Below are 11,808 nucleotides of genomic sequence, written 5' to 3' on the forward strand. Positions count from 1 at the left end.
TATATATTCTTATTTAAAAAGCATAACATATGAATGATTTCTCATATGTTATATGATATAATACAATAGATATAAGAGGTGAAGTAATGCCTTTACTATATGATCTTACATGAATAGGAGATAGGATGTTAGACCGTATACAACGATGGCTTTCAGTAGATACCATGTTGCCTGTTGCAGAACGATTAGGACCTGTAGGAACTACAAAGCAGCTATATGGTAATTATTTAAAAATAGCTTGGCCAGCTACATTACAAGGCTTGATGTTACAATTTATGACTGCCATTGATTTGGCGATGGTTGGCGCCTTAGGTGCGTCAGCTCTTGCTTCGGTAGGCATTATGGGGCAACCTGAGATGGTAATGCTCATCTTTTGTCGAGCCTTATCCATTGCTGTGACGGCAATTATAGCTCGTCGTCATGGTGAAGGTGGTGTAGATGGTATGAATGCCGTACTCAAGCAATCTATTTTATTGAATTTTTTAATTTATGTACCGTTATTATTGATATGTTTCTTGAACTTAGAGCATATTCTACGTTTTACGGGTGCTGAAGATGGCTATATTGAAACAGCCGTTTGGTATGGTCGTTTCATAGTTATTAGCTTAATATTTCAGTCCTTTAGTCAAATCGTAGGGGCTGCACTCATTGGATATGGTAACACTAAAGTTATTTTTAAATCTAATGTAGTAGGGAATATTTTGAATACGATAATGAATTTCTTCTTGATTTATGGTATTGGTTTCTTCCCTGAACTTGGCGTTATGGGGGCAGGTGTATCCACTATGATCAGTAGTGCTATTATTGCATTATTGTTGTTGCGTACGATTTCACAACATACTTCTACTGGATTAACATTGCGCCATCCGTCGAAATGGACTTTTGAAAGGCCCGTATTACATACAATGTTTCATGTCGGTGGCAGTTCTTTAGGAGAACAGTTCTTTGAGCGGTTCGGTATGTATACATACACTATGATTGTTGCTTCCTTAGGTGCGGTACCTTTAGCAGCACATTACGTATGTATGAATTTAATGGATATATTTTACTATTTTGCGATGGGTCTTGGATTTGCAGGTGCATCACATACGGGGCAAAGTCTGGGACACAAACGACCAGATATTGCACGTACTTATGGTAAAATTGGTGCTCGTATTGGTTTAGTCGTGGGCCTTGTAAGTGCATTAATCTTTATGGGTCCTGGTGATTTTTTAGTACAGTTATATACTCGTGAAAGTGATGTTGTTACACTTTCAGCCACTTTGATGGGCATTATGGCTATCGCTGCATTCCCTCAAGCATTACAGCAAGTGTATTCCGGTGTGTTGAAAGGGGCAGGAGATACATATTACATTATGAAATATTCTCTTGTAAGCGTAGCAATCATTCGTCCTATTATTACTTATTTATTGTGCATTACACTAGGTTTAGGGCTTTTTGGGGCATGGTTATCTTTGTGCTTCGATCAGTCTCTAAGATTATGTTGTTCTTATTTGAGATTTATTCGAGGAACATGGCAACATAAGGTTGTTTAATGAGATGTAAATTCTTTTTTACATTGAAAGTTTTAGAAGGATTCATGAAAAAGAAGTGAATAAACTCTTGTCTATTAAAAATTTTTGATGTACAATACGTAATGTGAAAAAAATGACACATTGGGGAATGTGTTATCTGACCAGAAACTTCTGATTTCACGTATATATGTAAGGGATATACATATGAAATGATAAAAGCTTCCTTAGTGCATAAGGGAGCTTTTATTCGTTCAATTATAGTTAGATCTATTAGTATATATAATAATGATTTTGATGAACTTATAAGACCAGTAATTTTATTATTGTTAGAGAATCTTAAAAAAGATAAATAGTATTATAATTTCGGGAATGTAATATGTGCAGAAAATCGCAGTGATTCGGCAATAGAGAGGGTTTAAATATTTATATTTATAATATTTATAGATAGATATAACTAAAAATTCATCAAATATTCATGAAGAATATTGAATTATATTGAAAAATTGTGTAAAATATAAGCATATTATTACCAAAGCCTAAGTATTATAAGGGCTGTTTTTGGAGGGAATTATAATGAATAAAAAATTATTAGCTTTATTGGCAGTTGCTGCTGTAGGTGTGTCCGTAGCAGGTGCAACTCCTCAAACTCAATTCAATAAAGGTGAGTTTCAAGTTAATCTTGGTGCGTCTGATTCTAAAGCAAAAACTAAAGCTTGGACTTCTGATGCAAAATGGAACTTTGATGGTGGTGTAACATACGCTTTTACAGATAAAACAGCGTTGCAATACCAATACCATGGTTTGAATGATAAAATGTTCGGCACTAGCTATAGTGATAGAATGCAAGAAGTTAATTTGATTCAATCCTTGAACAAAAATTTCGCAGTATATGGCGGTTATGCTCACATTTCTGGTGATACATTCCCTAAAGCAAATAATATTGCTCAATTAGGTGTAATTGGTAAAGCTAACCTTGGCTCCAAAGTAGACGTTTATGGTAAAGCGGGTGTAGGGACTAAGAGAACTACTACTTGGGAAGCAGGTTTAGGTTATAAAGTTAACCAAGACTGGGATATTAATGCAGGGTATCGTTATATCAATACTAAACGTGATGATAAGTCTAATATTTCCTTCCAAGGTCCTGTAGTAGGATTATCTTACCGTTTCGGTGGTCACAAATCCGTAGCTCCTGTATACACTCCAGCGCCAGCTCCTGTATACACTCCGGCTCCAGCTCCTACTGTAGAAGCGCCTGCATATAAAACTCCTAAATTGGATTACTATGTACAATCTATCTACTTTGACTCCGACCAAGATGTTGCTCGTGCAGACCAATATCCAAACTTAACAGCTGCTGTAAATGCTGCTAACCAATATTCTCAAGACCAAGTTAAATTGATGGGTAACGCTGATACTGATGCAAATCCTCAATACAACATTGCTTTGTCTGAACGCCGCGTACAACATGTGGCTCAATATTTAGTTAACCATGGTGTATCTGCCGATCGTCTTATCGGTATTGCTAATGGTGATGTTAAACCAGTTGCAACTAACTCTACAGCAGCAGGTAAAGCTGAAAACCGTCGTGTAGACGTTTATATTCATCGCTAATCTCTAGACTAATCTAGATTAGGCCTACAATAAGTCCACCTTCAATCATGCTCTCTTGTTTATCGAGAATTCGAGCATGCGATAAGGTGGACTTTTGTGTTATACTAAAATTGCATACAATCCTAGGTCATACAATGTTCATTATGCTTTGGTAATGTATGCGATGTGAGAATCGTATAGTTATATAGGTGTAGCTTATTAATAGTGTTATGTGAAGTAGGTTATTATGAAAGAATTCAAATATTACAAACAGCTCATAGGAGCTATTATACTAGCGGGCATTATGATTATGATGGCACTACGTATAAGTGATATTGCTAGTGGTCTTGACGCTATCTTTACGGCTTTTGTTCCGCTCATTGTGGGTGCTTGTATTGCTTTTGTATTGGATATTCTAGTCGTTCGTTATGAACGTTGGCTATGGCCCAAGTGTGGCTCTGGATGGAAGTATAAAATACGTCGCCCGTTGAGTCTTTTGCTATCCTTTGTAACAATTAGTGTTATTGTGTATTTTATTGCTCGGATGGCTTTACCTCAATTGATTCATTCTATGTCGATTATTGTAGCTGCATCACCGCAATTGTATACGGATTTCCAAACATGGATGCAACATATTACAGAAACAGTTCCAATGGCGTCGAATCAAACAATTATAGATGCCCTAAGTGGAGAGAATATTGCTAAATATACTCGTGAATGGGGGACAAAAGGTGGCACATATATTGTAAATGCAATGGGCACCGTATTGTCTTGGACTTTGAACATAGGCCTTGGCTTAATTTTTGCTGTTTATATGTTGCTTGATAAGGAACGCCTTATGTTACAAGGTAAACGTATATTAAAGGCATATGCATCAGATGAGTGGGTAAATCGAGTTAGTTATGTAACTCGCGTAGCAGTTCAAACATTCAGTAATTTTTTTGTAGGTCAGTTTATAGATGCCTTGGTTCTAGGCGTGATGGTAGGAATTACTTTATGGCTATTTAATATTGAATATGCTACAACGATTGCCTGTGTAATTGGTCTAACTGGTTTGATTCCACTATTAGGTATTTATGTTGGTGGTATCATTGGAGCCGTTATGCTACTTACTGTTAGCCCTATGGATGCTCTCATATATGTAATTATTTTAGAGGTACTTCATCAAATTGAAAGTAACTTTATTTATCCTAAAATTGTAGGTAACTCTGTTGGATTACCAGGTTTGTGGGTATTTGCTGCTGTTATCGTAGGCGGTAGTTTGATGGGGGTTACTGGTATGTTGATCGGTGTACCTTTAGTGGCTACATGCTATAAATTGATTATGACTGATGTAGATGGACGACTTGCATCTAATGAAGGTTTATAGTATATTGTCTAAATGATATGACTATTTACATATTTTTCGTGTTGCTGAATATAGCATGAACTTATAGAAATTCTAGTGTACTAATAGTTTGATTAATAGAAGCATAGTATCTAGTAGGAGGATTATAATGAATAAAAAGTTGATTTCTATGGCATTAACGGGGGTATTAGCAGTGGGTATGTTATCCGTTGCTACACCAAGTGTGGCAGATGCACGCAAAACAAAGCCTGAAACAAGTACGGATATTTCTGTAAAACGTGCACCTGGCGAGTCCATAGTTATGACTATGAGCCAAATTGGAACTATTTTTCAAAATCGCTATCCAAATGCGGCGCTTCATTCTGTAGAGCTCAACTCTAATGACTTGAACTATGGTTATAAAGTAGTTGGTTATAGTAAGTATCATCAGTACAAGATGAAAATTGACGTAATCACTGGTAATGCTTCTGATATGGAAGAGGGGGGCAAACCTAAGAAAGTTATTGGTGAGATTTTCAATAAAGATAAAGTCATTGAATCAACGCAAGCAGAACGTGTTGCAAAACAACAACTTGGAAATGATGCTGTTATGAAGGGCTGGAAAATTGAAGCTCATAATGGTAAAGTTTTATACTATGTGACTATGCATCAAGATGGTAAAAAAGTAGTTGTTACAGTAGATGCTGAGACAGGTGCTTATGTAGAACAATCTAAATCCTATAAATTACCACCTGAGCCAGATCAAGGCTTTGATGGTCGTAAAACAAATCTCGTTTGGGGTTCTGATATAGATATGGGCCGCTAACCTATCTATTGATGATTAATAAGAAAAGAGCCGAAGGCAATGCCTTTGGCTCTTTTTTGCGATTCCGATACTATAAAATATCGGTTAATAGTGCTCTTATGTTAGAATATTTTTTTTACAATAGATATGTTTGCAACAAAAGGACTGAGCCTAGGTTTAGTCCTTTTATTATTTATAACTATAGTTGTATTACCAACGATTTTCGTAGTACACTTGTGTCCACATGATAACCTCGACGAGGGATGGATGTGGGCTCATAGTTTCGCCTACAGTGATAACGGATCTAGGGTCCATTTCACGAGTAATACCTTTTTCACGTAAACGTTTAGTGCGTTCAGAAGCGATTTCTTCATTGATGGCTGTCAACGGAGTTACACCACTATTCATAAGATTCACATAAGGCTGGAAGAGGATAGAGGCTTGAGGACCTACGACATGCATACCAAGGATATGGTTGGTGTCTTTATCTACTACAATTTTTACAAATCCATCGTTTACATCTCCAGGGTTGATACCCATTGCATAGCCTTTTGCAGTGGAGGAGTAGAAGTTCTTCCCAACCCCTACATTGTAACCTGCTTTGATAGCTTCCGCCTCTGTGAGACCTACACTACCAATTTCAGGATAGGAGAATGTAACCTTAGGTAATGTATCATACCTTGCCCAACGGTAATCATCTTCACTTGTTGCATAGAAGAGATTGTGAGCAATGATATCTGCTTCGTAGTTTGCACGGTGACGGAATGCAGGTTCACCATTTACATCACCTAAAGCGTAGATACCATCAACGGATGTTTCTAAGAATTCATTAGTTTTAATCCAGCCTTTAGGCCGTGTTTCAATACCAGTATTTTCTAGGTGAAGTTCTTCCACAGCTGGACGGATACCTGCAGCTACAAGGATTTCTTCAACTTTAGTTTCTGTAATTTCGCCAGTAGTACGATCTTTAGTAACTACTACTTTAAGGCCATCCTCTTGGCGGATTTCAACAGTGTCTTGGTTTAGAAGTACGTTAATACCACGTTCTCTGTAGTTGTTAAGCAAGTGTTCCGATATATCTGCATCTTCTTTAGGAACTAAACGTACATTATGTTGTAGAATTGTTACTTTTGTACCAGCGGAATCAAATACATGAGCGAACTCAACACCAATCGGACCCGCACCAAGTACAGCAAGGGATTTATATGGTTGTTTAGGGAATTTATCACCAAAGAGACTTTCACTAGTAAGGAACCCTGATTCTTGAAGACCTGGTACATTAGGTACATTACTATAGCCACCAGTACCAAGGATAATTGTAGGCGCTGTAATTTCTACAATGCCAGACCCATCGTTAAGATGGATGTTCATCACTTTATCAGATACAAAGCTTGCTGCACCACGATACACATCTACGTTGTCATAGGCATTGTAATAATCATAGATGCCTGCAGATTCGTCAATTTTATGCCAAGTACGCTTGGACACAGTATGCCAGTCCATAGTAGCAGGTCCAACGTTAACGCCAATTTTTTTGAATTCTTTTGTTTCTTGAATTGCATTAGCTGCTGTAACCATAACTTTTGTAGGAATACAACCGCGAGTTAGACATGTACCACCAAATTTACCTTTTTCTATGATTGCCACTTTAAGGCCTTTTTTGAGCGCAGCATCAGCTACGATGGTTGCGCCGCCTGTACCAACTACAATAATATCGTATTGTTTCATGTTGATTCCTTCCTATATATCTACTAATAGTTATTATCATTAACTATATTATACCACTACATTGAAGAAAATCAATATAGTTTGTTAGTGATTGGTGAAAGTTTATATTTAGTTGATCCAAATACATAATATCATTTCCAGAAAATTAAGAGGCGCGGATATATGTAACTTTCACAAAGTCCTATAAAAGAATGTACAATTAGTTTACAAAAAAAGACGGCCCCAAAGGACCGTCTAAAAAAATTTTAGTTCCAATCTTGATGATAACCGCGTTTTGCATAATCAGCAGTAGCAGTGAAGAGGATATCTGTGCTAGAGTTAAGTGCAGTTTCCGTGGAATCTTGTAATACGCCGATAATAAAGCCTACGCCTACAACTTGCATTGCTACATCATTGGATATACCGAATAGGGAACAAGCCAATGGAATGAGTAGCAAGGAACCGCCTGCAACACCGGAAGCCCCACATGCACCAATAGTGGCAATAACAGATAATAGGATTGCGGTAGGAATATCTACAACGATACCTAATGTATGCGCCGCAGCTAATGTCATGATTGTGATTGTAATTGCTGCACCACCCATATTGATTGTAGCTCCTAATGGAATGGATACGGAATACATATCTGGATTAAGTTTCAATCGTTTGGCTAAATCAAGGTTTACGGGAATGTTTGCAGCAGAACTACGTGTAAAGAACGCATAGATTGCAGATTCTCGTAAGCATTTGAATACCAATGGGTATGGATTACGACGAAGGTAAATAAAGGATAAAATTGGATTGATTACTAGTGCTACAAAGATCATAGAACCAAGTAATAATACGAGTAATTGAAAGTACCCAATCAAGGCTTCGATGCCGTTAGTAGCAATGGATTCTGCTACAAGGCCCATAATACCAAGAGGGGCGAATCGAATGATCCAACCTACTACAGTAGTAATAGCTTGTGCAATGGACTCCATAACTTCCTTCGTATTCATCGGTGCATGGCGTAAAGCACCACCAATGATAAGTGCCCAACCTAAAATACCGATGTAGTTAGCAGTCATTAATGCTTTTACTGGATTATCAACTACATTTTTTAGTAATGTTGTCATAACCTCTACGATACCTTGTGGTGGTGCGGCATCGGCGGCACCTGCTGCTAGGTGTAATGTAGTAGGGAAAAAGAAGCTTACGATTACTGCTAAAGCCGCAGATAGGAATGTACCTAGTAAATATAAGGTTATAACAGAGCCCATACCTGTCTTTTGTCCAGAGCGATGTTTACTAATCGCAGCAATTACTAAGAAAAATACGAGGATAGGGGCGATACCTTTTAGCGCTCCAACGAAGAGGACTCCTAATAAAGCAAGTTCATTGGCCACATCGGGCACATAAAGAGCAGTTAAAATACCAATAATCAAACCTATGATAATTTGTTGGATTAGACTGACTCTATTGATTGATTTTACAAATCGATTCATAGTACACTCCAATACTTATATAAAAACAAATAAAATCCCATGATAAAGTATCCTTTCAACATGGACATATGTCATTATACAACGAACATGAAATGGTGGCAATAGATATTATAATCGATAGTCGTATATATTTATTATGAATATAGGTAAAAAATAAATATGTGTGTTTAGTTCTATATTATGTAGCGGAAAATACTAAATACCAGTGTTTTTAGTAGGTATGTATATATTACATAGTCACTATATAGAGTATATATATTAGGATTCTTTTTAGCGTTCCTATAGTGTGGTATACTATGCCATATATAATTCTTGAACATAGTTCTTGATTTGTGAAAGGTCCATAATGAATACTAAAGAATTTAAAACGTATGCAGATAAAGAGAAATTTGTACAAGGCGTTTTTTCTAATATTGCAAAAAACTATGACTTAATGAATACGGTGTTAAGCTTTGGACAAGATTATTTTTGGCGTAAATTCTCTGTAAAAGCGATGAATATCGGTCCTCACCAATATGTACTTGATGTGGCATGTGGCACTTGTGTATTTACGAAGGAAGCATTATGTCAAGAGCCCACTTTGAAGGTAGAGGCATTAGATTTTAATAGTGAAATGTTAAATCAAGGTCGTGTTCGTATTGAGGCTGCTGGTTTACTTAATCAAGTAAATTTAGTACAAGGTGATGCCATGGCCTTACCATATGAGGATAATACATTTGATGCTGCAATGAGTGGCTTTGCAATGCGAAATGTTCCAGATATTAAGCAGGTATTGTCTGAAATGCAACGCGTGGTAAAACCAGGGGGGAAGGTTGTGGTGTTAGAACTTGCAAAACCAAGTATGTTTGGGTTTAAACAGTTATATAATTTCTATTTTTCATATATATTGCCTATTATAGGAAAATTGAGCAAAGATAACTCTTCCTATGCCTGGCTTCCAGAATCTTTACGTAGATACCCTCATCAAAGTGAGATTTTAGAAATCTGGAAATCTCTAGGATATGAAAATGCCACCTATCATGAATTGACAGGCGGCATTGTAGCTGTACACGAAGGTGTGGTACCGGAAAATTCTATTGTAGATAATAAGTGATGTTAGCGTCTTGGGAAACTATTAAAGAGCCTTTTTCTACAGGTGTAGCAGTTTCGAGAGCTGCTTTTAGCATTACTGGGTTACGATAGTAACCAGAGTCCATTGTGCTAGTTTCAGTTGTGCTAATGGAAACAGTTTTTACTGGTCCCAATGTACGACCGAGGGCAGCTGCGATAACTTCTGCTTTATGGCGACCGTTTTGAATCGCTTCTGTAGTTAAAGAATCAGATAATTGTTGAGACACATCATTTTGGAATGAAAGGTTGTTGATGTCGTTAGCACCAGCGCTAACAGCGGCATCGACAACCTTTCCTACGTTATCAAGGTTATTGATCTTAACTGTTACATGATTTGATACATTGTAACCTGTATTGATGCGTTTGCCGTCTTGATAGTCACTCGTTGGATTGATGGAAATGCTAGATGTATAGATGTCTTTTTTTGCAACACCTAAGTTAGCTAATTGACTAATTAAATTACTCATAATACGATCATTATTAGATTTTGCAGCATTGATATTGGTATTTTGGCTTGTAATACCAAGTGTTAAAATCGCATAGTTAGGTGCTACAGATCGAGACGCTTGACCAGTAATATTAATTTCTGAAGTATCAAATGTGCCCTGTGGTGCAGCTAATGTGGTGGTTCCCATAGTAGCACATATAGCAGCTATAGCTACAGCTTTTGATAATAAATGTTTTGATAGTTTCATACTCAATCTCCTTACAATAATGTAATATTCATATTGGTAAACGCTAATAAAAGAAAACTAATTTGTGCTGAAAGTTCTTTATTACAGCTACATTGTACATGATTAATTGTGTAAAATCAATTATTAGGTTTATGGTTAAAAATGAAAATAAAATGAAGATTTTGTAAAATTGAGAATTGGGGGTTGCGATTATATTTTCATTGTACTATAATATGCATACAGTCGTTTGAGCGGCTGTTTCTTAATGAGTGTAGCAATACACTTAGAGGTTTAAAATGAACTTCAAAAAAGATTATAAAATGTGTTGACATGAAAGTGGTCATAATGTTATTATAATCAAGTCGTCAATTACGACAGTACTTAATAATGAAGTAGTGCAAATTGATAACAGATTTTTGAAAACTGAACAATGATAGGTAATCAATCATATGATTGAACATATGCCAGAGTGCGGGTTTTGACATAGTCAAAACCAACCATAATTCAAAGTTACTTCAATGTAACGACAACAAATAATGAGCTATTCAAATAGCTTCAAGGTATCTTGGAGAGTTTGATCCTGGCTCAGGACGAACGCTGGCGGCGTGCTTAACACATGCAAGTCGAACGAAGAGCGATGGAAGCTTGCTTCTATCAATCTTAGTGGCGAACGGGTGAGTAACGCGTAATCAACCTGCCCTTCAGAGGGGGACAACAGTTGGAAACGACTGCTAATACCGCATACGATCTAATCTCGGCATCGAGGATAGATGAAAGGTGGCCTCTATGTATAAGCTATCACTGAAGGAGGGGATTGCGTCTGATTAGCTAGTTGGAGGGGTAACGGCCCACCAAGGCGATGATCAGTAGCCGGTCTGAGAGGATGAACGGCCACATTGGGACTGAGACACGGCCCAGACTCCTACGGGAGGCAGCAGTGGGGAATCTTCCGCAATGGACGAAAGTCTGACGGAGCAACGCCGCGTGAGTGATGACGGCCTTCGGGTTGTAAAGCTCTGTTAATCGGGACGAAAGGCCTTCTTGCGAATAGTGAGAAGGATTGACGGTACCGGAATAGAAAGCCACGGCTAACTACGTGCCAGCAGCCGCGGTAATACGTAGGTGGCAAGCGTTGTCCGGAATTATTGGGCGTAAAGCGCGCGCAGGCGGATCGGTCAGTCTGTCTTAAAAGTTCGGGGCTTAACCCCGTGATGGGATGGAAACTGCCAATCTAGAGTATCGGAGAGGAAAGTGGAATTCCTAGTGTAGCGGTGAAATGCGTAGATATTAGGAAGAACACCAGTGGCGAAGGCGACTTTCTGGACGAAAACTGACGCTGAGGCGCGAAAGCCAGGGGAGCGAACGGGATTAGATACCCCGGTAGTCCTGGCCGTAAACGATGGGTACTAGGTGTAGGAGGTATCGACCCCTTCTGTGCCGGAGTTAACGCAATAAGTACCCCGCCTGGGGAGTACGACCGCAAGGTTGAAACTCAAAGGAATTGACGGGGGCCCGCACAAGCGGTGGAGTATGTGGTTTAATTCGACGCAACGCGAAGAACCTTACCAGGTCTTGACATTGATGGACAGAACCA

At 38.1% G+C, this 11,808-nt stretch carries 8 protein-coding genes and 1 rRNA gene (1 of these 9 cut by a window edge); 6 read left to right on the top strand and 3 right to left on the bottom strand.

Annotated elements, in window-relative coordinates:
• Positions 1-125 precede the first annotated feature (125 nt).
• The 4 genes from B1A77_RS05495 (at position 126) to B1A77_RS05510 (ending at position 5,257) form a co-directional block, all read left to right on the top strand.
• Positions 126-1,535, top strand: coding sequence for an MATE family efflux transporter (locus tag B1A77_RS05495; RefSeq protein ID WP_077708217.1), 1,410 nt, complete (start codon positions 126-128; stop codon positions 1,533-1,535).
• 552 nt (positions 1,536-2,087) lie between these two features.
• A complete protein-coding gene (locus tag B1A77_RS05500; RefSeq protein WP_077708219.1) occupies positions 2,088-3,125 on the top strand; it encodes an OmpA family protein in 1,038 nt (345 codons plus the stop codon).
• Positions 3,126-3,351: 226 nt separating this feature from the next.
• Positions 3,352-4,473, top strand: a complete 1,122-nt coding sequence (locus B1A77_RS05505; protein WP_004692963.1) for an AI-2E family transporter — start codon at positions 3,352-3,354, stop codon at positions 4,471-4,473.
• 127 nt (positions 4,474-4,600) lie between these two features.
• Positions 4,601-5,257 (top strand): PepSY domain-containing protein, encoded by a 657-nt coding sequence (locus B1A77_RS05510; RefSeq protein ID WP_004692962.1) that lies wholly within the window; start codon positions 4,601-4,603, stop codon positions 5,255-5,257.
• A gap of 189 nt (positions 5,258-5,446) precedes the next feature.
• Here B1A77_RS05510 and B1A77_RS05515 read toward each other — a convergent pair whose 3' ends face one another.
• Both B1A77_RS05515 and sstT read right to left on the bottom strand, forming a co-directional pair.
• A complete protein-coding gene (locus tag B1A77_RS05515) occupies positions 5,447-6,964 on the bottom strand; it encodes a dihydrolipoyl dehydrogenase family protein (RefSeq protein WP_077708220.1) in 1,518 nt (505 codons plus the stop codon).
• Between the two features lie 245 nt (positions 6,965-7,209).
• A complete protein-coding gene (gene sstT / locus B1A77_RS05520; RefSeq protein ID WP_004692960.1) occupies positions 7,210-8,430 on the bottom strand; it encodes a serine/threonine transporter SstT in 1,221 nt (406 codons plus the stop codon).
• A 346-nt stretch (positions 8,431-8,776) separates the two neighbouring features.
• On the opposite strand from sstT, the gene B1A77_RS05525 reads away from it, so the two are divergent.
• Positions 8,777-9,523 carry a ubiquinone/menaquinone biosynthesis methyltransferase gene (locus B1A77_RS05525; protein ID WP_077708221.1) on the top strand — a complete coding sequence of 249 codons (747 nt, stop codon included), beginning with the start codon at positions 8,777-8,779 and terminating at the stop codon, positions 9,521-9,523.
• On the opposite strand, the gene B1A77_RS05530 is transcribed toward B1A77_RS05525, so the two are convergent.
• On the bottom strand, positions 9,504-10,235 hold the full coding sequence (locus tag B1A77_RS05530) for an SIMPL domain-containing protein (protein WP_004692958.1): 732 nt from the start codon (positions 10,233-10,235) through the stop codon (positions 9,504-9,506). The genes B1A77_RS05525 and B1A77_RS05530 overlap by 20 nt on opposite strands.
• 541 nt (positions 10,236-10,776) lie before the next feature.
• On the opposite strand from B1A77_RS05530, the gene B1A77_RS05535 reads away from it, so the two are divergent.
• A 16S ribosomal RNA gene (locus tag B1A77_RS05535) occupies positions 10,777-11,808 on the top strand (it continues 531 nt past the right edge of the window).

Origin of the sequence: Veillonella parvula (genome assembly GCF_002005185.1) — a bacterium.
Classification (GTDB): Bacteria; Bacillota; Negativicutes; order Veillonellales; family Veillonellaceae; genus Veillonella; species Veillonella parvula_M.

Bases quoted from the DNA above. Each gene is read 5' to 3' on its own strand.
- B1A77_RS05510 (WP_004692962.1), top strand. From the start codon at position 4,601: ATGAATAAAAAGTTGATTTCTATGGCATTAACGGGGGTATTAGCAGTG.
- B1A77_RS05525 (WP_077708221.1), top strand. From the start codon at position 8,777: ATGAATACTAAAGAATTTAAAACGTATGCAGATAAAGAGAAATTTGTA.
- B1A77_RS05515 (WP_077708220.1), bottom strand. From the start codon at position 6,964: ATGAAACAATACGATATTATTGTAGTTGGTACAGGCGGCGCAACCATC.
- B1A77_RS05500 (WP_077708219.1), top strand. From the start codon at position 2,088: ATGAATAAAAAATTATTAGCTTTATTGGCAGTTGCTGCTGTAGGTGTG.
- B1A77_RS05530 (WP_004692958.1), bottom strand. From the start codon at position 10,235: ATGAAACTATCAAAACATTTATTATCAAAAGCTGTAGCTATAGCTGCT.
- B1A77_RS05505 (WP_004692963.1), top strand. From the start codon at position 3,352: ATGAAAGAATTCAAATATTACAAACAGCTCATAGGAGCTATTATACTA.
- sstT (WP_004692960.1), bottom strand. From the start codon at position 8,430: ATGAATCGATTTGTAAAATCAATCAATAGAGTCAGTCTAATCCAACAA.
- B1A77_RS05495 (WP_077708217.1), top strand. From the start codon at position 126: ATGTTAGACCGTATACAACGATGGCTTTCAGTAGATACCATGTTGCCT.